This window comes from Olleya sp. YS (assembly GCF_029760915.1).
Taxonomy (GTDB): Bacteria; Bacteroidota; Bacteroidia; order Flavobacteriales; family Flavobacteriaceae; genus Olleya.
The window spans coordinates 1,566,426-1,589,691 of sequence record NZ_CP121685.1 but is presented as its reverse complement, the minus strand read 5'-3'; the positions used below and the strand labels follow the sequence as shown (position 1 = coordinate 1,589,691).

At 31.4% G+C, this 23,266-nt stretch carries 27 protein-coding genes and 1 pseudogene; 15 read left to right on the top strand and 13 right to left on the bottom strand.

All coding sequences use genetic code 11. The annotated features are described in order from the left end of the window. The first annotated feature begins 4 nt into the window (after positions 1 to 4). Positions 5 to 457, top strand: coding sequence for a pyridoxamine 5'-phosphate oxidase family protein (locus Ollyesu_RS07245; RefSeq protein WP_279300569.1), 453 nt, complete (start codon positions 5 to 7; stop codon positions 455 to 457). Between the two features lie 18 nt (positions 458 to 475). Continuing rightward, positions 476 to 964: a hypothetical protein gene (locus Ollyesu_RS07240; RefSeq protein ID WP_279300568.1), complete on the top strand. Its 489-nt coding sequence runs from the start codon at positions 476 to 478 to the stop codon at positions 962 to 964. Positions 965 to 1,029: 65 nt separating this feature from the next. Here the strand turns inward: Ollyesu_RS07240 and Ollyesu_RS07235 are convergent, their stop codons facing one another. From Ollyesu_RS07235 to xdhC, 3 genes are read right to left on the bottom strand one after another with little or no spacing between them, the layout of a single operon-like run. Next, a complete protein-coding gene (locus tag Ollyesu_RS07235; protein ID WP_279300567.1) occupies positions 1,030 to 1,515 on the bottom strand; it encodes a nucleoside-triphosphatase in 486 nt (161 codons plus the stop codon). Further along, a complete protein-coding gene (locus Ollyesu_RS07230; protein ID WP_279300566.1) occupies positions 1,512 to 2,558 on the bottom strand; it encodes a hypothetical protein in 1,047 nt (348 codons plus the stop codon). Before Ollyesu_RS07230 ends, Ollyesu_RS07235 begins: the two co-directional genes overlap by 4 nt. After that, the gene (xdhC, locus tag Ollyesu_RS07225) at positions 2,551 to 3,324 is read right to left on the bottom strand and encodes a xanthine dehydrogenase accessory protein XdhC (protein WP_279300565.1); all 774 of its coding nucleotides are present in this window, start codon (positions 3,322 to 3,324) and stop codon (positions 2,551 to 2,553) included. Before xdhC ends, Ollyesu_RS07230 begins: the two co-directional genes overlap by 8 nt. 138 nt (positions 3,325 to 3,462) lie before the next feature. Here xdhC and Ollyesu_RS07220 point away from each other — a divergent pair, with 138 nt between their 5' ends. The 10 genes from Ollyesu_RS07220 (at position 3,463) to Ollyesu_RS07175 (ending at position 11,336) form a co-directional block, all read left to right on the top strand. Beyond that, positions 3,463 to 4,359 carry an alpha/beta hydrolase gene (locus tag Ollyesu_RS07220; RefSeq protein WP_279300564.1) on the top strand — a complete coding sequence of 299 codons (897 nt, stop codon included), beginning with the start codon at positions 3,463 to 3,465 and terminating at the stop codon, positions 4,357 to 4,359. A 71-nt stretch (positions 4,360 to 4,430) separates the two neighbouring features. Further along, the gene (locus Ollyesu_RS07215; RefSeq protein ID WP_279300563.1) at positions 4,431 to 4,766 is read left to right on the top strand and encodes an arsenosugar biosynthesis-associated peroxidase-like protein; all 336 of its coding nucleotides are present in this window, start codon (positions 4,431 to 4,433) and stop codon (positions 4,764 to 4,766) included. 56 nt (positions 4,767 to 4,822) lie between these two features. Next, positions 4,823 to 5,878, top strand: coding sequence for an arsenosugar biosynthesis radical SAM (seleno)protein ArsS (gene arsS / locus Ollyesu_RS07210; RefSeq protein ID WP_279300562.1), 1,056 nt, complete (start codon positions 4,823 to 4,825; stop codon positions 5,876 to 5,878). 3 nt (positions 5,879 to 5,881) lie between these two features. After that, on the top strand, positions 5,882 to 6,400 hold the full coding sequence (locus Ollyesu_RS07205) for a rhodanese-like domain-containing protein (RefSeq protein ID WP_279300561.1): 519 nt from the start codon (positions 5,882 to 5,884) through the stop codon (positions 6,398 to 6,400). Next, entirely contained in the window at positions 6,393 to 7,001 is a 609-nt protein-coding gene (locus Ollyesu_RS07200) for a TIGR04282 family arsenosugar biosynthesis glycosyltransferase (protein WP_279300560.1), read from the top strand. Before Ollyesu_RS07205 ends, Ollyesu_RS07200 begins: the two co-directional genes overlap by 8 nt. Continuing rightward, positions 6,998 to 7,810, top strand: coding sequence for a purine-nucleoside phosphorylase (locus Ollyesu_RS07195; protein WP_279300559.1), 813 nt, complete (start codon positions 6,998 to 7,000; stop codon positions 7,808 to 7,810). Before Ollyesu_RS07200 ends, Ollyesu_RS07195 begins: the two co-directional genes overlap by 4 nt. Position 7,811: 1 nt before the next feature. Continuing rightward, positions 7,812 to 8,780, top strand: a complete 969-nt coding sequence (arsM, locus tag Ollyesu_RS07190; protein WP_279300558.1) for an arsenosugar biosynthesis arsenite methyltransferase ArsM — start codon at positions 7,812 to 7,814, stop codon at positions 8,778 to 8,780. Positions 8,781 to 8,828: 48 nt separating this feature from the next. Beyond that, positions 8,829 to 9,710: a sterol desaturase family protein gene (locus Ollyesu_RS07185; protein ID WP_279300557.1), complete on the top strand. Its 882-nt coding sequence runs from the start codon at positions 8,829 to 8,831 to the stop codon at positions 9,708 to 9,710. Then, the gene (locus Ollyesu_RS07180) at positions 9,707 to 10,654 is read left to right on the top strand and encodes a DUF547 domain-containing protein (protein ID WP_279300556.1); all 948 of its coding nucleotides are present in this window, start codon (positions 9,707 to 9,709) and stop codon (positions 10,652 to 10,654) included. Before Ollyesu_RS07185 ends, Ollyesu_RS07180 begins: the two co-directional genes overlap by 4 nt. Continuing rightward, positions 10,647 to 11,336 carry a TIGR04283 family arsenosugar biosynthesis glycosyltransferase gene (locus Ollyesu_RS07175; protein WP_279300555.1) on the top strand — a complete coding sequence of 230 codons (690 nt, stop codon included), beginning with the start codon at positions 10,647 to 10,649 and terminating at the stop codon, positions 11,334 to 11,336. Before Ollyesu_RS07180 ends, Ollyesu_RS07175 begins: the two co-directional genes overlap by 8 nt. 3 nt (positions 11,337 to 11,339) lie before the next feature. Here Ollyesu_RS07175 and Ollyesu_RS07170 read toward each other — a convergent pair whose 3' ends face one another. The 7 genes from Ollyesu_RS07170 to Ollyesu_RS07140 form a co-directional block, all read right to left on the bottom strand. Continuing rightward, positions 11,340 to 12,791: a nicotinate phosphoribosyltransferase gene (locus Ollyesu_RS07170; RefSeq protein WP_279300554.1), complete on the bottom strand. Its 1,452-nt coding sequence runs from the start codon at positions 12,789 to 12,791 to the stop codon at positions 11,340 to 11,342. Positions 12,792 to 12,799: 8 nt separating this feature from the next. Next, on the bottom strand, positions 12,800 to 13,567 hold the full coding sequence (locus Ollyesu_RS07165; RefSeq protein ID WP_279300553.1) for a metallophosphoesterase family protein: 768 nt from the start codon (positions 13,565 to 13,567) through the stop codon (positions 12,800 to 12,802). Between the two features lie 7 nt (positions 13,568 to 13,574). Continuing rightward, positions 13,575 to 14,123: an RNA 2'-phosphotransferase gene (locus Ollyesu_RS07160; RefSeq protein WP_279300552.1), complete on the bottom strand. Its 549-nt coding sequence runs from the start codon at positions 14,121 to 14,123 to the stop codon at positions 13,575 to 13,577. After that, a complete protein-coding gene (locus tag Ollyesu_RS07155) occupies positions 14,107 to 14,364 on the bottom strand; it encodes a hypothetical protein (protein WP_279300551.1) in 258 nt (85 codons plus the stop codon). The genes Ollyesu_RS07160 and Ollyesu_RS07155 overlap by 17 nt, the downstream gene beginning before the upstream one ends. Then, positions 14,336 to 15,295: an ADP-ribosylglycohydrolase family protein gene (locus tag Ollyesu_RS07150; protein WP_279300550.1), complete on the bottom strand. Its 960-nt coding sequence runs from the start codon at positions 15,293 to 15,295 to the stop codon at positions 14,336 to 14,338. Before Ollyesu_RS07150 ends, Ollyesu_RS07155 begins: the two co-directional genes overlap by 29 nt. After that, a complete protein-coding gene (gene prs, locus Ollyesu_RS07145; RefSeq protein WP_279300549.1) occupies positions 15,295 to 16,128 on the bottom strand; it encodes a ribose-phosphate diphosphokinase in 834 nt (277 codons plus the stop codon). The genes Ollyesu_RS07150 and prs overlap by 1 nt, the downstream gene beginning before the upstream one ends. A 63-nt stretch (positions 16,129 to 16,191) precedes the next feature. Continuing rightward, positions 16,192 to 16,884, bottom strand: a complete 693-nt coding sequence (locus Ollyesu_RS07140) for an NUDIX domain-containing protein (RefSeq protein ID WP_279300548.1) — start codon at positions 16,882 to 16,884, stop codon at positions 16,192 to 16,194. Positions 16,885 to 16,930: 46 nt separating this feature from the next. Between Ollyesu_RS07140 and Ollyesu_RS07135 the strand changes: the two are divergent. Further along, positions 16,931 to 17,026, top strand: a pseudogene (locus tag Ollyesu_RS07135) (glycosyl transferase family 2); the annotation flags it as partial. A gap of 252 nt (positions 17,027 to 17,278) precedes the next feature. On the opposite strand, the gene Ollyesu_RS07130 reads toward Ollyesu_RS07135, so the two are convergent. The 3 genes from Ollyesu_RS07130 to Ollyesu_RS07120 all read right to left on the bottom strand — a co-directional run bounded on the left by Ollyesu_RS07130 (position 17,279) and on the right by Ollyesu_RS07120 (position 20,200). Continuing rightward, positions 17,279 to 17,905, bottom strand: a complete 627-nt coding sequence (locus Ollyesu_RS07130) for a response regulator transcription factor (protein ID WP_279300547.1) — start codon at positions 17,903 to 17,905, stop codon at positions 17,279 to 17,281. Between the two features lie 82 nt (positions 17,906 to 17,987). Further along, positions 17,988 to 19,244 (bottom strand): POTRA domain-containing protein, encoded by a 1,257-nt coding sequence (locus Ollyesu_RS07125; RefSeq protein WP_279300546.1) that lies wholly within the window; start codon positions 19,242 to 19,244, stop codon positions 17,988 to 17,990. After that, positions 19,244 to 20,200, bottom strand: a complete 957-nt coding sequence (locus Ollyesu_RS07120) for a glycoside hydrolase (protein WP_279300545.1) — start codon at positions 20,198 to 20,200, stop codon at positions 19,244 to 19,246. The genes Ollyesu_RS07125 and Ollyesu_RS07120 overlap by 1 nt, the downstream gene beginning before the upstream one ends. 145 nt (positions 20,201 to 20,345) lie before the next feature. Here Ollyesu_RS07120 and Ollyesu_RS07115 point away from each other — a divergent pair, with 145 nt between their 5' ends. Both Ollyesu_RS07115 and Ollyesu_RS07110 read left to right on the top strand, forming a co-directional pair. Beyond that, the gene (locus Ollyesu_RS07115; protein WP_279300544.1) at positions 20,346 to 21,650 is read left to right on the top strand and encodes an FAD/NAD(P)-binding oxidoreductase; all 1,305 of its coding nucleotides are present in this window, start codon (positions 20,346 to 20,348) and stop codon (positions 21,648 to 21,650) included. A gap of 9 nt (positions 21,651 to 21,659) precedes the next feature. Then, a complete protein-coding gene (locus Ollyesu_RS07110; RefSeq protein ID WP_279300543.1) occupies positions 21,660 to 23,252 on the top strand; it encodes a 4Fe-4S dicluster domain-containing protein in 1,593 nt (530 codons plus the stop codon). The last annotated feature ends 14 nt before the right edge of the window (positions 23,253 to 23,266 follow it).

The window sequence follows — 23,266 nt, the reverse complement described above, 5'->3', positions numbered from 1 at the left end:
TGAAATGAAATTATCTTCGGAAATTAAAACTTATATTGACAGAAGCGTTTTATGTTGGTTAGCAACTGCTTCAGAAGACAATATACCTAATGTTTCGCCAAAAGAGATTTTTAATTATTATGGTAATGACGAAATAATAATTGCAAACATTGCTTCACCAAACACTGTTAGAAACATTAAAAAAAACACTAATGTATGTATTAGTTTTATTGATATTTTAATACAAAAAGGCTATCAAATTCATGGAAAAGCTATGATTATTGAAAAAGAGGATTCCTTATTTTTAGAAAGAGCTGAAGTGTTAAGTAAAATGACAAAAGGCCTATTCCCATTTGAAACAATTACCACTATTAAAATCATTACATCAAAACCAATAATAGCACCAAAATATATTTTGTATCCAGAAACCACTGAAACAGAACAAATTAATAGTGCAAAAAAAACTTACGGATTTTAAAGTCATTCTAAAACCTTAATGGCATTACATTATAAAAAACAAAACATATTAAAAGGTGCATTGATTTACAGTGCAGGAGACACTATTGCTGCACTTTTGTTGGATGAATTTTCTTGGTATAGACTACTTGGGATGATGCTTGTTGGCGCTACTGTTTACGCGTTTGAAATTCCAAATTATTTTGATTGGATTGTAAAAAAAACAGAACGTCTAAAAGGTTTAAAAGCGACACTAACCAAAACTGGGTTAGCTATTTTATATTTTAATCCATTATGGATTGCCAGACACTTATTGTTTATTAAACTATTCTCAGGGCAATTTGATGCTATTAGCTGGAACTTAATAGCTATTGCCTTTTGGTCGTTTTTAGCTAATATTTTAATTTCTTTTATTGCCAATTATATTATCCAAAATCGTTTTAAATTGAAATGGCGCTTTTTAGGAAGTGCTATTTTTTCTGCATTAATGGCAATTTATTATGCGTTGAGCGAGACGATTTTTGGTTGATAAACTTTACAATTGTTTTGAAATTGTGAGATTTCTTGTCGTTCTTGCTTCACTCGAAAAACATTTTAAAAAAAGGACTCTAAATCCTCTTTATTCAAAAGATAGTAGTCTGAAATAGTATAATGTTTCATAACAGCATCAAACAAATAATCACGAACTACCAAAATGACGTGTTGATTTTCATCTAACTTAAACTTAGAAATTAATGTATCCGCAGAGAGATGCAAACCTTCATTTTTTAATTCTAATTTTCCTATTTCATCTATAACTATATACTTATTTTCTTTATTAGAAGCTATTGAATTTAGAAACGTATTTGCTTCATTAAAAGCAGATTTTAAAAATTTAAAGTGTCCTATTTCAATACTGTCTTCATCATTATTATTAGCTTCAAGTGTAAACCTATCTTTTTGTTTAACTTTCAAAAAATAGCGTTTTCCATCTTTAGCATCTGGACATAATAAACCATCTACATCATTTCGGTTGTTACACCACTTAAACAAAGCAGTTGTTTTTCCTGATCTAATAGCTCCTGTAACTATGTAAATCATCCTACAGGAATTTTAAAATGAATACAATTAAAAATACTATTTGCTATAAAATATTTAAAACGTGTATAACCTTTTAAGTGTTTTGTTTCTTTCCATGTAAAAGAAATAATCTGTCGGAAATACGGAAACAAATCCATTGCATTAGCAATATCCACTTGATATTTTGACTCTTTTTTTTGTAAAAAATGACTAATTAATTTTATAACAATTGGTCCCAACACCAAGTACCAAATCATTAAAATTAAAAAGCTTCGTAAAATGATGTATATCGCTTTTTGCCAACCAAATAATGGACCTCCAAAAATGGCAAAAGCCAATATGACAATAGCTATTGTGGCTAGCCATATCCAGATGACTTTTGTTTTAATTATTGTTTTTGGTTTAACTTTTTTATTTAGTGACTTTTTTTCTGTCAAATAAAAAGAAGTTTCTGTTTTATTGGAGATAATACCAATTATACTTTTTATAAATAATCCAGCTAACACACCACAAATTCCGTAGATTAAAATGTAAACAGTTATGATAAGGGATGTTGTTGTTGTTTCGGTTACAAAATTCATTTTTTGTTGAATCCATGCACCATAAATATTAATAGCTTCCCAAAATTCTGTGCCATAAATAATAGTAAGTTTTATTAATTTTTGAAGAGCAGATTGCAAAAACGTAACCGTACCTAAAACTATTAAAGTCAACCCTTTCCATGAAAAGTTAGAAAATAAAAAAGCTCCGAAAACCGCTTGAAAACTTACAGAAATATAAGCAGTAAATGGCGAATATGGACTCACTGCCATTTTAATAATCAAGACAATGACCAATGCTTTTAAAATGGCTTGCCATTTATTTTTAGCATAATATGCAATAAGGCTAATCAATAAAATAGCTATTCCACCAACAATTAATCCTGTAAATGGTGAGTTAAACACGTGTAAAAAACCACCTAAACCAGACTCATTTAAAGCCCAAAGTGCAGTAAGTTTATCAATGATGGACTTATTGTTTTGTAATACAGGATTCTTAGCTGTGCTTTTAATGACATTACTCATTTTTGTAATGTGTTTGTAGTAATTGTGCAACGACACTAATAGCAATTTCTTTTGGTGTATCGCCTCCAATATCTATGCCTATTGGACAAACTACATTAGTCATACCTTCAGGAATATTCATCTCTTTAATAAGCATATTATTGAAGCGTACTTTTTTGGTTTTACTTCCAATTAATCCTAGAAATTTAGTTTCATTTTGTAATGCCATAGTTATGATATCAAAATCTATTGCATGGTTATGTGTTAGTACTAGGATATAACTATTACTTCCCCATTTCACAGCCTCTTTAAAGGTTTTAAAATCGGTTTCGCTTGTTTGATGCGTTGTGATACTTTTATCGAACTCTATATTTTTAAACCAATTTTCACGAGAATCAATTAAGTTTATTTTAAAAGGAGTGTCAACTAATAATTTACAGATTTCAACTCCAATATGTCCTGCTCCAAATAAGAATAATTCTGGTGATTGATTCATAGGTTCTATAATAAATTCTACTTTTCCACCACAACATTGTTCAAATTCTGGACCTAATGTGTAGTTGGACTCAATAATTCTGTTTTCTTTTAATGCAATAATTGCCTCATCAATTGCTTTATATTCAAGCTTACCTCCTCCTATTGTTCCATGAATATGTTTATCTTTTGTTACTATCATTCTAGATCCAACCACGCATGGTGTGGAACCTAAACATTTTGTTACAGTTATTAAAGCAACAGGTATCTGTTTGCTTTTAAATTCTGTTAAAAGAGTAATCCAGTTTTGCATATGTATTAAAAAAGGACTTAAAAGTAATACTTTTTAGGCATCGCAAAAAGAGATATTTATCTTAACACTTTCTAAAAAATAATGTATTTGACGTAAAAAATTAGTTATTTGATTAAAATTTGAAACTAAACCCTTTCAATGAAAATTATTTACATTACAATCTTAATTTTAATTAGTTTCTCTACCCAAGCCCAACATATGAAAACGTTCACATACGCTACCAAAGGTTTAGACACTCTTAAAATGGATGTTTATACACCAAAAAACATTAAATCTACAGATCGTTTACCAGTAATAATTTGGATGCATGGTGGAGGTTTTTCTAGCGGTACTCGTAACGGAACTGATGAAAAAAACATTACAGAATTTGCTACAACAAGAGGTTACATTGGTGTTTCAATCTCTTATCGATTATTAAGGTTAGGTGCAGACACGGGTTTTGGTTGCAATTGTCCCAAAGAGGATAAATTATTTACTTTTAATCAAGCTGTTTTAGATTTTTTAGATGCGACTAATTTTATTTACCAAAATAGTACTATGCTTCAAGTGGATACAACTAAAATTATTGCAGCAGGAAGTAGTGCTGGAGCAGAAACCATATTAAACGCAGTTTATATGAAATCGTATTTTTTATCAAACCCATCTGATTACAAAAACATCAACTTTGCTGGGGTAATTTCATACTCAGGAGCTCTATTGGATGTTAATTATATTACAGATAAAAATGCGATACCTACAGTCCTAATTCATGGCGATAAAGATAAAGTTGTCCCTTTTGGTACTGCTCCTCATCAAAATTGTCATCCAACAAAATCTGGTTACCTCATGCTTGATGGCTCTAATACTATTGCTGAAAAATTAAAAATTTTGAAAAAACCTTATTATCTTAATATCATTACAAATGGTAATCATGATGCTGCAAATATGCAAGTTGAACAACTTGAATCTATTTTTGATTTTTTAAGTGCAACCATATTTGAAAATGAAATCTTACAAATAACAAAATACATAGCTGCAAAAACCATTAATCACTAATTAGTTTGTTAGTACTTTTAATTCTTTTCGACAAAACCGTTTTAGATTTATATCTTTAAACCAAAAATATTATGCAGAAAACATATTACGATCCAGCAGACCTTAGAAAATTTGGAAAAATCACAGAATGGAGTGAAGAGCTTGGGAACAAGTTTTTTGATTATTATGGAAAAGTGTTTGAAGAAGGCGCACTAACAGCTCGTGAAAAATCTTTAATAGCTTTAGCTGTGGCGCATACTGAGCAATGTCCATATTGCATTGATGCCTATTCTAAAGATGGTTTACAAAGAGGAATTACAAAAGAAGAAATGATGGAAGCCATCCATGTTGGCGCAGCTATAAAAAGTGGAGCAACTTTAGTGCATGGTGTACAAATGATGAATAAAATTAATAAGTTAGATGGTTAAAATAAAACCATACACTTGTTAATTACGTAAGAACAATAAACTAGACAATCCAATTAATGGCAACAAAATCCCTTAAAAAACAAGGAAGCGATTTAGCAAAAAGTAACAAGCAATTAGAAATTTTATCCAACGGTATATTTCAAAATGGTGAGTTACCTACTTTTAAAAATAAGATTTCAGAGAGTAATCAATTTCCGCTTAAAGCGAAAACATTAGAGATTTTACAAGTTAATGTTGGCTACATGTGCAACCAAGTGTGTGAACATTGTCATGTTGATGCAGGTCCAGACCGTAAAGAAATTATGACGCAAGAGACTATGCAACAAATTTTGGATGTTATAAAAACTACAGGAGCACATACCTTAGATTTAACAGGTGGAGCACCAGAAATGAATCCAAATTTTAGATGGTTTGTTGAAGAAGCTTCAAAAATTGGAATCAAAGATTTTATTGTACGTTCTAACTTAACCATTATTCGTGCTAATAAAAAGTATTACGACTTACCAGATTTTTTCAAAAAGCATAACATTCACGTGGTTAGTTCTATGCCACATTGGACAAGAGGAAAAACAGACAAGCAACGAGGTGAAGGTGTTTTTGATATGTCTATTAAAGCGTTGCAAGAGCTTAATGCTGTTGGTTATGGTATGCCAGATAGTAATTTAAAATTAGACCTAGTATACAATCCTAGTGGTGCATTTTTACCAGGCGATCAAGCTGCAATGGAAAAAGATTTTAAAAAAGCGTTAATGGAGGATTTTGGCATTCAGTTTCATAATTTATTTGCTATTACCAATTTACCCATTGCACGATTTTTAGACTACTTAATTGCTTCAGAAAACTACGAAGATTACATGTATGCTTTAGTTGAGGCTTATAACCCAAATGCTGTAAAAAATGTAATGTGTACCAACACATTATCTATAAGTTGGGATGGTTATTTATTTGATTGCGATTTTAATCAAATGTTAGAACTGCCTGTAAATAGTAAAGCTAAACACATTTCAGAATATAATGAAGAGCTTTTAGAAGGTCGAAACATAGTTATTTCGCAACATTGCTATGGTTGCACTGCAGGTGCAGGAAGTAGCTGTCAAGGTAGTGTAGCTTAACTTATGAAACATTATTTATTTTATATACTCGTTTTCTTTTCAAGTGTTGGATGGTCACAAGATACACTGTCTGAGCTTTTAAAAAAACACAACACTAATAGCGTTCCTTACATGAGTGTTCAAGAATTAGCAATGCCAAAAACTGATGCTATTATTTTGGATGCAAGAGAAAAAAATGAGTTTGAAGTCAGTCACATTAAAGGTGCTACTTTTGTGGGTTATGACCTCTTTGATATAAATGAAGTGATTAAAAATTTGCCCAATAAAGATGAAACAATTGTGGTATACTGCTCATTAGGGATACGATCTGAAACTATAGCAGAACAACTTAAAAAACTAGGTTACACAAGTGTTTACAACTTATATGGCGGCATTTTTGAGTGGAAGAATAAGGGTTTTAGTGTTGTGGATTCACAAGGAAAAGAAACAGAAAACATACATGTCTTTAATAAACAATGGAGCAAATGGTTAACTAAAGGTATTAAAGTTTTCGACAAAGATTCAAATCAAGATAATGACTAATAAAAACCTCATTATTACGTTTACCAGAAATCCAGAATTAGGAAAAGTTAAGACTAGATTAGCCAAAACCATTGGCAAAACTTCCGCTTTAGCGATATATGAAAAATTATTAGAACATACTGAAAGTGTTTTACACAATTTAGATTGTGACAAAGCGGTTTATTATTCAGTTCAAGTAAGAGATAATGATATTTGGGACTCCAGCATCTATCAAAAACACCAACAAAGTGGTGATGATTTAGGTTTAAGAATGCAAAATGCGTTTGAAGAAGGTTTTAATAAAGGTTATAAAAATATAGTTATTGTTGGTAGTGATTTGTATGATTTAAAATCTAAACATATTACTGATGCCTTTAGTGCTTTAAAAGATAACGATGTTGTTATTGGTCCAGCAGAAGATGGTGGCTATTATCTTTTGGGTATGAAAAACATGCATTCAAACATTTTTAAAAATAAAAAATGGGGAACAGAAACGGTTTTTGAAGACACCATGAAGGGTTTACAAAATGAAAGCGTATTTTTGTTAGAACCTTTAAACGACATAGATACGTTTGAAGATATTCAAAATAACGACACACTTAAAGCATTGATTACAAGATGATAAAACAGATTAATAAAACTGTAGACTACCTTAAAGACAAAGGGTTTGATAATCCTGAAGTTGGAATAATTTTAGGCACAGGATTAGGTAAATTAACCGATGAATTAGAGATTATTCAAGAGGTAAGTTACAACCATATTCCTAACTTTCCGACAGCTACAGTCGAGTTTCATAAAGGAAAATTAATATATGGAAACCTAGCTGGAAAAAAGGTAATTGTTATGCAAGGTCGTTTTCATGTTTATGAAGGCTATACGTTACAAGATGTAACGTATCCTGTTAGAATTATGGAAAAATTAGGTATCAAAACCCTATTAGTATCCAATGCTGCTGGAGCCATTAATTTAGACTTTAAAAAAGGCGAATTAATGCTAATTGATGACCACATCAATTTACAAGGTAGTTCTCCTCTAGCCTTTAAAGGTGTTGAAGCACTTGGCGAACGTTTTGCGGACATGAGTGCACCTTACAATTTAAAGATTAACGCTACCTTAAAAAGTATAGCCAATGCAAATAATATCAAGCTACACGAAGGTGTCTACGCTAGCGTTGTTGGACCACAGCTAGAAACCAGAGCAGAATACAGAATGCTTAAAATTATTGGTGCAGATGCAGTAGGTATGAGTACGGTTCCAGAAGTGATTGTAGCCAATCATTTAGGATTAAAAGTTGCAGCAGTGTCAGTTTTGACAGACGAATGTGACCCAAACAACTTAAAACCTGTGAATATAGCAGAAATCATTGCTATGGCTAACAAAGCAGAACCTAACATGATTACATTATTTAAAGAATTAATAAAGAACTTATAACATGAGCTATTTAAACGCTACAAACGATTTATACAAAGAAGCAGCATTAACTCCAGATGTTGGATTATGCTGTACGACCAACCCTATTTGGGAATTACCAGGCTTGAAAATTCCTAGAATTATGCAAGAAATGAATTACGGTTGTGGAAGCACTGTAAACGCTAGAGACTTAACCAACAACCCTAAAATGCTTTATGTTGGTGTTGGTGGTGGAATGGAGCTTTTACAATTTTCTTATTTTAATCGTCAAAAAGGTGGTGTCATTGGTATAGACGTGGTTGATGAAATGTTAGAAGCCTCACGTAAAAACTTTATAGAAGCCGAAACACAAAACGATTGGTTTAAAAGCGAATTTGTCGACCTTAAAAAAGGAGATGCTTTAAACCTACCTGTTGAAGATAATTCTATTGACGTTGCAGCACAAAACTGTTTATTCAATATTTTTAAAGCGGAAGATTTAAAAAAAGCAATAGACGAAATGTATCGTGTATTAAAACCACACGGAAGATTGGTAATGAGCGACCCAACCTGTGAGCAACCTATGAATGATACACTACGTAACGATGACAGATTACGTGCTTTATGCTTAAGCGGTAGCTTACCAATTGCAGAATACGTAAAAGCATTAACTGATGCAGGTTTTGGAACCATAGAAATTAGAGCCAGAAAACCATACAGAATTTTAGATCCAAAACATTATCCAACAGACGAGTTAATCTATATTGAATCTATTGAAGTTGCTGCCATTAAAGACCCAATGCCAGAAGATGGTCCTTGTATTTTTACTGGTAAAGCAGCTATTTATTATGGAAATGAAGACTTTTTTGATGACAAAAAAGGACATATTTTATTAAAAAATCAGCCTATTGCTATTTGTGATAAAACAGCTGGTGCGCTGGAAGACTTAAGAAGAGACGATATTTTTATTAGTGAGTCTACTTACCATTATGATGGTGGTGGATGTTGTTAGGTAACACATGTTACAATCCTAAATACAGAAAAATGATATTTTAGTATCATGGAAAAGTACATAGACATTATAAAAAATGCCTATACTGGCTACTGGAATTATCTTAAAAACGAGATTATTTTTCCGAACAGTTGGGACAACTATTTTTATGGTTTAATCATTATATCCATAGCAGTTTGGTTATTAGAAATAGCATTCCCTTGGCGAAAAAATCAAGCCATTTTCCGTAAAGATTTTTGGTTGGATACCTTTTATATGTTTTTTAATTTTTTCTTGCTAAATCTTATTATTCTTATTGCCTTATCTAAAACTGTAACTACTTTTTTTGATGATATTTTAGGTGTTATTGGGTTATCAGTGTCTAGCTTTCAATTGTTTGATGTGGATGATCTACCATTGTGGTTAGGCTTGTTTATTTTCTTTATCATTTCCGACTTTACACAGTGGGTAACTCATAATTTACTGCATCGTATTCCGTTTTTATGGAACTTTCATAAAGTCCACCATAGTGTAAAAGAAATGGGGTTTGCAGCACATTTACGCTACCATTGGATGGAGCCTATAATATATAAATCTATGTTATATATTCCTATTGCTATTATTGGTGGTTTTGATGCGCAACAAGTAGCTATTGTACACTTTTTTGCTATTACAATTGGACATTTAAATCATGCTAATTTAGGTTGGGACTATGGTGCTTTAAAATACATTTTTAATAATCCTAAAATGCATATATGGCATCATGCTAAACAATTACCAGAGCATGTAAGGTATGGTGTTAACTTTGGACTAACCTTAAGTATTTGGGACTATCTATTTAAAACCAATTACGTACCACATAGTGGTCGTGATATCGAACTAGGTTTTAAAGGAGATGAAACCTTTCCAAAAGATTTTATTAATCAAGAGTTATACCCATTAAAAAAATGAAACAGCTTCTAATTATAGTTTTAGCATTAATTACATCATCTTGTTGCAGTGCAAAAAAAATTACTCAAGAGTCTTCAAAACAAATTCCTGAAAATACTTTTGTAACAGTTGAGGACATTCCTGAAACGGATAATAATAGTATTTCTCAAACTGTTGAAGTTAAGGATGAAAATAACAATATAATTGCAGAGGTTGATACTCATGAAGAGGCTAAACAAGTTTTAGTAAACAATTCTCTAAAAACAGATACTATATCGTATGTGTCACATCCTCCAAAACCACCAAAACAAGAAAACACCTTATCAATTAACCACAGTAGATGGAATACCTTACTTCAAAAATATGTGTCTGAACAAGGACATGTTAACTATCAAAAATTTAAAAATGACAAAACATCATTAGCTCTTTATATTGATACTTTAAGCGAAAATGTTCCAACAGACGATTGGTCTAGAGCAGAAAAATTAGCCTATTGGATTAATGCATACAATGCATTAACAGTAGATTTAATAGTAAAAAATTATCCAATAGAAAGCATTAAAGACATCAAAGACCCTTGGGAACAACGCTTATGGAAACTAGGTAATAAATGGTATAATTTAGATGAAATTGAGCATAAAATACTTCGTAAAATGGACGAACCTCGTATCCATTTTGCTATTGTCTGTGCCTCATATTCTTGTCCTAAACTTCAAAACACAGCATTTACTGCTGAAAATTTAGACGCGCAATTGACCAATGCTACAAAAGAATTTTTGAGTGATACAAAGCGTAATGAGATTACTAAAAACAAATTAAAATTATCTAAAATTTTTAGATGGTTTGATGACGACTTTAAACAAAATGGTAGTCTGATAGATTTTATCAATACATATACTACGACTAATATATCTGAAGACGCTAAAATTAGTTACAAAGATTACAATTGGGATTTAAATGATTAGTATTATTATTCCTGTCTTAAACGAAGCAAAATACATTACAGAGGTATTGTATCATCTAATAGACAATGCATCACTTAATACTATTCAAGAAATTATAGTTGTTGATGGAGGCAGTACTGATGATACAGTCAATATTATAAAACAATTAGACCTCAATATAACCATATTACAATCTGAAAAAGGTCGTGCTAAGCAGATGAATCTTGGTGCAAAAGTGGCTAAAGGAGATATTCTCTATTTTTTGCATGCAGATTCTTTTCCGCCAACACATTATGACCAACTTATTTTAAATGAAATTAAAAAAGGAAATAACGCTGGTTGCTTTAGGCTACAATTTGATAGTAACCATTGGTGGTTGCGTTTGGCCAGTTGGTTAACACAATTTTCATGGCGAGCTTGTCGAGGAGGTGACCAAAGCCAATTTATTACTAAAGCTTTATTTAATGACATTGGTGGTTTTAACGAAACCTATACTATTTACGAAGACAATATTTTAATTAATGAATTATACAGACGCAAAGAATTTGTAGTCATTAACAAAAAGCTAAAAACCTCTTCACGATTATACGAAAAACATGGTGTCTGGAAGCTACAATACCACTTTTGGACCATTTACGTAAAGAAGTGGTTTGGTGCTTCGTCTGATGAGTTGTTTGACTATTACAAAAAACATATTGCATAAAAATTAAGCTCTAATTCGTTTTCTAATTTCATCTAAAGAATCATCAACTAATAGTTTTCCGTCTCTAAATACCTCATTTAATTCCCCTTTTTGTTCTTCATACCATGAGACTTGATCTACTAGTTTATAATTACCATTTTCTTTTTCAATTTTAATTAAACCCTTAGCAGACTTTTTGGTTCCATCATCTGTAATTGGGTTTTTATAGATTTCTCTTGCGTCTCCATTTACTTCGCCATAAGTCGCTTTCATTGCAAAGCCAAAAGTATCACGTGTATTATATTGGTAAGTAAAAGAGCCAATACCTAATACTACATTGGTAGATGCAAAACCATTTTCTTTTAATCGCTGACAAATATCTGTAGCTCTATCTATGGTGATACTGTCTCCATAAATTGCTCCAATATGGCTGTCTAATTCTTTATAGCCTTTTGCGTTTGTTGTGCCTCCAAAAATCTCCCAAAGCAATTGTATTACTCCTTTTTTTTCAGCTTCCGTTTTTCCGTTAGGATTACCACAAATGATATCAGCTGGATTACCAGAATCTGGTCGGATGACCACTTTTCCATTTCTACCTAAAACGTCTTCTTTTAAATTTGGTAGATACTCGGTTAATACTTTCCATAAATCCCAAGTATCAGAAACGATGGATACAATTCCGTTTGGATAGACCTCTGTAATTAATCTTTTAAAGGTCTCTTGCTCTCCAGAATTAGTCCCCATACACATCACTGAATGTTCTGTTGCTGCAACAGAACCACCAACTAACTGGGTATCTGAATTTGCATTATAATAGTCTTCTAAAAAATCTATTGTTGGTATTGTGTCAGTACCTGTAAAACTTAATAAATGTCCTGCAGAAGATACTATAGCAGCTTCCAATCCTCCCATTCCGCGCATCGAGAAATCATGACCTTGCCAATCTACAAATTCTGGAACAGAAGACGTTTCCTCTGCATATTGGTCTAAAATTTTACGGTATTGTTTTGCAATTGTTGCCGAGTTACAAGGCAACCACAAGGTTGTTGATAATATGGTTTCAAAATAATTAGTCAACCAGAAAAATTCTGTTTTTGTATTGTACATGGTTAGCATTGGCACACGAATTGGTACAGACACACCTTCTGGCAATGCTTTTATTATCATTGGTAAATAGCCTAAATCGTGCAAATCTTCAATATGTTTGATACCTACATTGTTTTCGCCTAAATAATTATTAATGCGTCTTTGATATTTTTTACAAACCTCAGCTTTTGGTTGATTAAAAAAGTTAGTATTAAAATCTTCAATCATGTATTTTTTTATAAAATACTGCAAGCCAAAAAACACGACTTGATTTACGTCTTTAATTCTGCTCATCCTTGGTGTCCAATTAGAATATACTAATGTGGTTTTATCGGGATATTGTCTTCTGTGGTCAACTTTGTAACCGTCTGTATATAGTAGTGGATTCATAGGTTTTATTATTTTGGGTATTTCTTTTTTATGATTCTGTAAGGATTATGATTTCTTCCCTTTTCATTTAAATATAATTTTTGTACCTCGTCACTTTGAAATACTTCTTTAGTATCAATATCTATTGCTGATAATTTTCCTGAAAAAGCAGCTCCTGTATCTACATTCCAAACATTGATGGCTTTTAATGGCACTTCAGAATTAAAACGAATTGTAGGTGTATGTCCAATATAAATTTCATGATAATGTTTTAATCTATTTGGATATAATTCTGAATGTTTTTCAATTCTTTTATCCATTGTTATAGCCATTTCCCAAAGTGTTCTATCAAAGTAAAAGTTTTCTGTATGCACTTCTTTTTCTACACCATGCATAGATGTAAATCCTGCATGTATAAATAACCTATCTTTTTTATCGATATGATACAATTTCATATCTTTAAAGAACTTTAAATGGATTTGCTTTTCTTCTTGAGTAAAACTTCTATAGCTTTCAATAGTCTCTTGTCCTCCGTTTACAAACCAAGGTTGATTTTCTATTCCTTTTTCTAACCATTGTTCACACCAAGCATCATGATTTCCTTTTATAAAGATGCAATCATATTGCTTTGAAAATTCAATTAAATACTGAATAACTTGAGCCGAATCACTCCAACCATCAACATAGTCTCCTAAAAAAATAAAGCTATCATCTTCCTTTATGTCTATACGTTGCAATAATTGTTTCAATGCTTTAAAACCTCCGTGAATATCTCCTATTGCTAGTGTTCTTGTCATTATTCTATTATTTAAAATCAATAAATTTTACTGGTACATTATCTGTTAACCATACTCCGTTTTCTGAACAGTAAAACAGAAATCCATTATTTAACATATCTAAAGCTCTGACACTTAAAATAATTGGTTTTCCTCTTCTTGTTCCAACTTTTACAGCTGTATCTAAATCTTTACTTAAATGAACGTGTTGTCTACTCATTTTTTGTAATCCATTTTCCTTAATAGCTTCAATAAATTTTGCAACTGTACCATGGTATAAAATCTCTGGAGGAGTTACTGGTTTTAGTTGTAAATCAATTGTTTTTAATGAGTGTCCTTGATTGGCTCTTATTTTAGTTTTGTCTTCATTGAAGGCGAAACGTTTTTTATCATTTGTTATTACTATTTCTTCCAAATCTGTAGTAGTAAACTTAATATTTTTACTTTTAGATTTTTCAATAAGCTCCTCTATGTTTGCCCAACCGTTTTTATCTAATTTTAGATCAATATGTTCTGGTTGATGTCTCAACACTAAGCTTAAAAACTTACTGATGCTTTTTTTATCTTTTGTATTCATTTTTATTTTCTATTATCGAAACAATTTTCACTGCAAAATCACGATCCAACCGTTTCATGTCTTCAGAAAGAGCTTCATAAGGTTTAAAACAGTCTTTAATCCATCTTTGTTTTCTTTCTTCAGAAATATTAATTTCTTCTTTTAAAAGGTTTTTTGCCCAACGCATCCACATCTCGTGAATTTGTGCTGATACTTTTTCTATATTATCTAATTTACTCATATACATTTGAAAACGCTTCACACAAATTTATAATATCATTTTTCCTAGCTAGACTATCAATCCATTGGTTTGGTATTGTTTCCAAACCATAAACTAGTCCTGCAATTCCACCAACTACAGTTGCTGTTGTGTCTGTATCATCACCTAAATTTATTGCCTTAAAAACCACATCTAAATAAGAATTTGTTTTTAACAAACACCAAAAACTTGCTTCCAAAGTACTAATAACATAACCATCAGACTTAATATCTGTTTCATTTAAAAGTGAAATATCATTATTTATTAATCTTTTAAAATGATTGATTTCAGAAGATAAAATATCTTCATCTACAAAAAACTGTTTGATATCTTTTTGCATCGCTACATATGCTTCTTTAATTGAAAAGTTTTTCATAAGATATTCAGCAAATTTCAAATAAATCAAACATGAAATGGCACTTCTAATATGACCATGAGTTAATGCCGAAACCTCCCATACACAATCAAATTGTTGCTTAATTGGTTTCCCTTTTATATGAAACACTAACGGTAAAATTCTCATCAACGAGCCATTTCCATTTGTATATTCATCTGGTTCATATTTTAACAAACCTAAAGCTTCATAATCTTCTGATTGCATGATATTTTGAAGGGTGTCAATGGATCTTCTGGTTTGAATCCCAATGTCAAAAACGTGTCCATGTGGTGTCCATATTTGTGCATTTTTCCACTTTATAAAATTAGCTGCTATATTTTTTAAATTGTATCCTTTAACTAAGCTCTCTGCCATACAAAACGTTAATGAACTATCATCGCTCCAAGTTCCTGCTGGTTGATGATGTGTACCAAAACCAATCATTTCTTTAACAGGGTTTTGCTTTAAGTATTCTCTAGATTTGAACTCGACAGGAACACCTAATGCATCTGCTAAGGACAAGCCTAAAAATATGTTTTTTATAGCTTCATTTTTCATTATAATAACTCTTTGATTGCAATCTGTTCTACACCTTCCACTATCGTCTTAAAACTATCAGTAGTGAAAATTTTAGTGAAATGCTGATCTAATATTTCAAATCCTTTATTGAAAATTCCATGACTTACTGCCAAGTATAAATTACCAGCGTTTTTGTTTTTTAGTTCTTTTGCTAAACCTATAAATGTTCCGCCTCCATCACAAATATCATCAACTATAAGGCAATCTTTTCCTTTTAAATCGTCTTCATACACTTTAAACCCTTCAAGTTTTCCGTTTTTTACGTTTCGTTTTTTAGAACACTCTATTACTGGAATTCCGCCTAAAAATTCAGACACTTTATATATCTTTTTTAAAGCACCTCCATCTGGAGATATTAATAACACTTCTTTATTAATTTTAGAAACAACTTGTTTTATAAATACATGATTAGATAATGATTCGCAATTATTTAAAACCGCAGATGTCACCTCTGAATGTGTATCAAAAACAGTAACTTTATTTAAGTTTAATTGGTTTAATAAATCAGCATATACTTTAACCGAAAGCGGTTCGCCACTAACCATAACACGATCTTGTCTTGCAGCTGGAAAATATGGTATAAATACGTTAATTTTATCAATATTAAAACGCTTAACAGCATCTATAGCTAATAATAACAATCCAAAGTCGTTAAACGACTGGATTCTTGTTGTGATGGTAACATCTGAAACGTTAGTTAAATTAGATAAGATTTTAATATGTGGCTCTCCTCCAGAAAAAGTAAAAGTTTCAAACTCTAAATTTTTATCTGATTGAAAAGGCGTGAACTGAGGATCTAAATTTAAATACATTTGCGTTATTTTTACACAAATGTAAATGAAATAATAATAGTGACAAAATATTTTGTGTATATTTTACACAAACTTAATCTCAAAATGAAAACCCTCTTTTAAAAGTGCATTATATTTTTTGGTGTTAAATCTGAATAGTTTAGCTGGTCTTCCGCTTCCCTTTTGACTCATTTTATTAGTTTCTTCAAGAATATCAAAGCTTAAAATTTTCTTTCTAAAATTGCGTCTATCGATATCTTTTTCTAAGATTGAAGTATATAAATGTTCTAAATCTGAAAATGGAAATTCTTTACCTAATAAATCAAATCCAATAGGTTGATAGGTTAATTTAGCTTTTAAACGCTGTTTAGCAGTTTCTAGAATAACACTATGATCAAATGCTAATATGGGTAACTGATTCATTGCAAACCATTGTGCTTCTATAGCATCAGTATCTGCCTGTATTTTAAAATGATGTGGTTTTACTAAAGCAAAATAACTGACTGATACGACACGGTTTCTTGGATCACGACCAGGTTTTCCGAAAGTGTATAATTGCTCTAAATAATCTATAGTTACACCTGTTTCTTCTTTAAGTTCTCTTTGTACTGCAGTTTCAAGAGATTCGTCTTCTAAAACCAAGCCTCCTGGTAAAGCCCAAGCATCTTTATAAGGTTCTAATCCTCTTTTAATTAAAAGTACTGTTAGATGCTTTTCAGAAGAATAACCAAAAACAACTGCATCAACAGCAACATTTATATTTTGTATTGAACTCATTTTTGTGTAATATATACACAAATATAAAAATTAAATGCTTTAGTTGAAGCTACAATACCACTTTTGGACCATTTACGTAAAGAAGTGGTTTGGTGCTTCGTCTGATGAGTTGTTTGACTATTACAAAAAACATATTGCATAAAAAAAGGCGGTAAACACGTTACCACCTTTTTTTTAAAAGATATTTATGACCTATTATAAATATCTTTTATCGTTAGTTATTCTTAGAAAATAATTAAAAATCATAAAAGTTGCTATCAATCACTCCTATACTAATAATTCGAAAAAATCTCTTTTTACTTATTTTCAGGACGACAAAGATATTTAAGGTAAAGCCGCAATTTGTTAAAGCTTATAATGATATTTTTGTAGTGTTTTTGACTACAAGTATGAGTTACAAGATATTATTATCCACAGCAAACTTTACAATAGATGCATTGTTTTTAAGATTAAGTTTCTGTAATATTCTACTTCTGTAAGTACTAATGGTATTAGCACTTAAAGAAATACTCTGGGCAATTTCTTTTACAGATTTACCGCTAGCCATCAATCTAACCACTTCTAGCTCACGATCAGATAGTAATTCTACTAAAGAATCTACTGGTTTAAAACTTGTAGTATTTACTAACATATCTGCAACATTTTCAGAAATGTATTTTTTACCACTCAGTATTTTTTTTACTGCCTTAATTAATTCCTCTGGGTGGCTATTCTTTTTTAAAAAACCAAATGCACCTGCCTTTAAAACTCTAATAGCATATTGATCTTCAGGTTGCATACTTAGTATTAGAATTGGCGTAGAAATATGAGATGATTTGGCTTGTTTTATAACTTCAATACCATCTAATTTTGGCATTGAAATATCTATTAAGGCTATATCTAAAGTTTCTTTGGATAATATTTTTAAGGCTTCAATACCATTGGATGCTTCAAAGAATGAGGCTATACTAAATTCGTTTTTTAAAATTTGTATAATTCCTTTTCTTAATATAATATGATCATCAACAACTAAAACCTTCATTTTTATTTCAGTAAATAGTATATAAAAATAGTGAATTATCATATATCATTAAAGTAATACCAGATTAAAGTAATACCAGTTATTAAAAATACTGTCCGATACCAAATACTAAACCACGACCATCTTTTTTAGAAATTCCATAACCATAATCTATTCTGAAAATAGCATTAAATATGGATTTATGAATAAAACGCAAGCCTGCTCCTGGAAATATTCTTAGATTGTCTGCATCACCAAAATCTCCTAAATTCCCTCCTGGATTACGCCAAGATCCTGCATCGACAAAAGCATTACCTTGAAGTACAAACCAACCTTTTTCAACTAATGTATATCTGTACTCTGTGTTTAATACAATAGCACCTGTACCTCTATCAATAGTGTTTCCAACACCTCTAATATTTAAGTTGTTATCTAGAGAAAATGGTGCAAATGGACTGTTGTTATTGGTGGCTAAACCTACTCTTAATCGGCTAGCCCAATTTCCTTTTTGTCCCACACGTTTATAATAATTAAAGTCGTTCCAACCAATTAAAAACTCTGGTAATATGTTATTATCCGTAGTGACATATTGTAAATTTAATAGGCTTTTAAAACCAGAAACGTATTGGTAATTAAAATCCAGATTATTATACTCGTAAACACCTCTCAACATAGTTTTGTTTGCTGAAATTTCTGAAGGAAAATCGAATGTTGTTTGATTCACTAAAGAGGAGTAATTCTCTTTAAAAATATTAATTCCTAATTCCAACCGATTATTAAAATTAGGTTGGTATAATCCTAAAATTTCATAAGCTCTATTTCTATATCTATAGTTTACTGTTGCTTCATCAAAAAAGACAGGCTCTTGAGTTTGCCAATCTTGATGGTTTATAGCTAGCCCAAACTCGCGACTAAATAAAAAAGGTGCTCTAAAGTTAATTCCGTAAGAATTGTATATATCTTTTTGATAATAGCCACCAAAAGTCATATTCTGCCCTAATAAATTGAACTCGTATAATCCAATTCTATAAGCTATATCTTCCTCATTAGACGTATAAACATTTACAGATGGGATAATTGTAAAGTTCTCTTCAATGGTATAAATTACAGCGTAATCATTTTCATTATTATACTCAATTGTGTAATCTGCAAAAGACACTGAAGGCAATCGTTTTAATAATTTAATATCATCTTCAATTTGCGTAGAATCTAAAGGTTGACCAACTTTGGTTTTAGAAATTTTTTCAATAAAAGACGTTTTAAGTTTTTTATTACCTTTGATTTTGATACTTGTAATAGTTTGTGCTGTTGCGCTTGAAAATGTAATTCCTAAGACAATAAATAAATAAATAAATCTCATTAAAATAAACTGTATTGTGCTTTAATAACTTGTTCTACAGGTTTGTTTTGTGGTGTAAAACGGTTGTTATTTAAACCACCAACTTTATCATGGTTTATAAACCATTTCCAGATAAAACCACCTGCGAACCATTCTTCATTCCAAAACGTTTCAAATAACGCTTTGGTTGTGTTAGTCTGTGCTTCTAAGTTAACCTTACTTTCTATTCTATCTACAGTCCAAGGTGCTTTACCAGAATAATCAACACTTCTGTAACCAAACTCGGTAAACAAGATGGGTTTATTATATTTTTTAGAGTAACTTTTAATAGTATCTTTATGCTTTTTCCAACCTTCTAAACATGCTTCAACTGTTGGTGTTTTGCTATCACTAACAGGAAAATAGGCATCAATACCTATATAATCTAACTGATCCCAAAAGGGTGTTTTTTTATACTCGTTCCAGTTGGCAGCATAAGTTAGTTTTCCTTTATAAATAGATTTAATTTTAGTTATTAAATTGGTCCAATACTCTGGTCTAGCTTCAACAAATTTTTCTAATTCAGTACCTATGCAAAAAATAGGAGTTTTAGTATCTTGAGCTACTTGTGCAAATGCTAATATAAATTTAGAATAAGTATCTTCAAATAATTTCCAATCGTCTTCGGTCTTCATTTCTATAAAACCGGTAAACTCTCCTCTCCAAACCCATAATTGTGGCTTCAACATAGATTTTATATTGGACTTTTTTAAAGTATTTATGTACTGTTTACCTCCTACTAATGTTTCTCCAAACCACTGTCGTTCTGCATCGTAATTAACCTCTGGGCTATTTAGGGTTTTAATCATTGCAAAAGGCATAATTGCAGCATAATTAGCACTAATGTTGAGTAAAGGATCTACATTTTTTTGCGAAATACTATCTCTATGTGCCACAAAACTAACACCATTGATTTTTTCATTAATTACAGGCGTCATAGAACAACTATAACAACAAAAGATTACACAAAATTTTAAAATCCATCTCATAAGTGTCAATTTATGTCTAAATTTAAGCAAATAGAAATAATTGTTTAAGGTTTTAACAAAACCTTCGACTTAGCATAATAACTTAACCAAAACTATGGAGCACGTTGTAATTATTGGTAACGGAATTTCTGGAGTAACTTTAGCTAGACACATTAGAAAATTATCTGATAAAAAGATTACTATTATTTCTGCTGAAACAGACTACTTTTTTTCGCGTACAGCATTAATGTACGTGTATATGGGACACCTAAAGTTTGAGCATACCCAACCCTATGAAAATTGGTTTTGGGAGAAAAACAAAATAAACCTCAAAAAAGGCTATGTTAATACAATAGATACCGACACTAAAACGCTTCATTTTACTAAAGGAGACACTATAACCTATGACAAATTAGTCATTGCAACTGGTAGTAAACCTAATAAATTTGGTTGGCCAGGACAAGACTTAAAAGGCGTGCAAGGCTTATATAGCAAACAAAATTTAGATAATCTTGAAGTTGTAGCTCCAAATAATCAAGTCTGTAAACGTGCGGTTATAGTTGGTGGTGGTTTAATTGGTATTGAACTCGCAGAGATGCTAAACTCCAGAAATATTCCAGTGACATTTTTAGTACGCGAATCTAGTTTTTGGAATGGTGTATTACCAGAAGGCGAAAGTGAAATGATAAATAGACATATTAAAAATCACCATATAGATTTACGTTTAAGTACTAATTTAAAAGAAATCATTTCAGACGAAAACGGAAAAGTAAAATCCATAATTATTGAAGAAACTGGTGAAGAATTACCATGTGATTTTGTAGGATTAACTGCTGGTGTGTCACCAAATATTTCGTTTTTAGAAGACTCTAAAATTAAAACTAATAAAGGTGTTTTAGTCAATCGTTATCTTGAAACTAATGTCAAAGATGTCTATGCAATTGGTGATTGTGCAGAACAAAAAGAAGCAATTGGTAATCGTAGACCAGTAGAAGCAGTATGGTACACAGGTCGTATGATGGGAGAGGTTTTAGCACAAACTATGTGTGGTAATTCTATGCAGTACAATCCAGGTCACTGGTTTAATAGTGCTAAATTTTTAGATATAGAATATCAAACCTATGGTTGGGTATTTGGTAGTAAAGGACGTCCAGATTACGAGACACATTTTCATTGGAAACACAACGATGACACCAAATGCATAACCATTGCTTACCATAAAGACACCAAGGAGTTTTTAGGTATCAACACCTTTGGCATCAGAATGCGTCATGAAACCTTTGATAATTGGTTGACTGAAAAACGTGATGTAGATTATGTCATTAATCATCTTGCTGAAGCCAATTTTGATCCAGAGTTTTACAAACATTTTGAAAAAGACATTAAACTAGCCTATAATAACCAATTACAAACCGCCTAATAACAAGTTATGAGCAACAAATTAAATTATAGTATGTCTTTAGCTAATTCTTACGGATTATCTAAATCGCAAAAAATAGCATCAGCAATTGGTATATTAGGTCTGTTTATTTTTCTTCTGGCCATATTCAATATTCAATTTCCAGATAGAGGGATTGTATTAACTGTAGCATTATTGTTAATAGCTATTGGTACGGTTTGGTTTGCTAATAATGCCTACTTAAATACAACTGAAGGTATCAAAAACGATGGTGTATGGTTTAAATCAATTTCTTCTAGAGGATTAATAGGTTGGTTAACTGGTCTGGTACTAACTGGGTTCTACATTGTATTATATTTTTTCCCAGAATTATTGGGTTTAACAGAAAAAGGCGAAGCTAATACAGGTTTAATAGCGCTTTTTGATCCACTTAGCAGAATATTGAGTGGCAATCCTGCCAGTCAATGGTTTGTATATGGAACCCTTTATACCCTAGCTATTTTAGCTTTTGGGTATAAATTTATTTTAAAATACAGACACAACAGGTATGAAAAAATCCGTACAGGTTCTGTCATGTTTTTTCAGTTGGCTTTTGCGTTTTTAATCCCAGAATTTATGGCAAGGTTAAATTCGGATTCGTTTAGTTTACCTTATTACGACCTTAAAAACATTTGGCCTCTAAACTATTACAACTTTGAGCAATACCGAGTAAACTCTATGATTAGTGCTGGTGATATTGGCACAGGACTCCTTATTTTTGGTATAGTTTCCATTTTTGTAATAACACCTATTTTAACCTACAAATATGGTAAACGTTGGTATTGCTCTTGGGTATGTGGTTGTGGAGCTTTAGCAGAAACCGCTGGAGACAGTTTTAGACAGTTAAGTGATAAATCTCAGTTTGCTTGGAAGGTTGAACGTTGGGTAATACATTCTGTTTTAGTATTTGTAGTTTTAATGACTACTGCTGTTGTCCATAGTTATTTAGGTGTTGACAGTACTAAATATTGGCTAACAAAAGGTACTTTTTTAATTTTAGTAGCTTCTTTGCTAACTATTGTTTTCGTAGGCGCTTTTGTTTTTAAACGAAAAGAACTCGCTAAAGACGCTAAATATGGTGCAATTGGATATTTTGTAATCATAATCGCGCTATTTGCATTATACTATTTTAGCTCAAAAAGTAATCTGTTTTTATTCAAACCTGAAACGCTTAGAAAAACGTATGGATTTTTGATAGGTTCGATATTTTCTGGGGTTATTGGTACTGGTTTCTACCCTATTTTTGGTAGTCGTGTGTGGTGCAGGTTTGGTTGTCCTATGGCTGCCATATTAGGTTTTCAGCAACGACTGTTTTCTAAATTCAGAATTACAACAAATGGAGGACAATGCATATCATGCGGTAATTGCTCTACCTATTGCGAAATGGGAATAGATGTTCGAGCTTACGCTCAAAAAGGGGAAAATATTGTACGCTCTAGCTGTGTTGGTTGTGGTATTTGCAGTGCTGTTTGCCCAAGAGGAGTACTTAAACTTGAAAACGATAATATGGACGGTAGAATTAATCCTAATGAAATCTTATTAGGTAATGATGTAAATCTAATGGATTTAATTAATCAGAAATAATGTAAAAAACAATT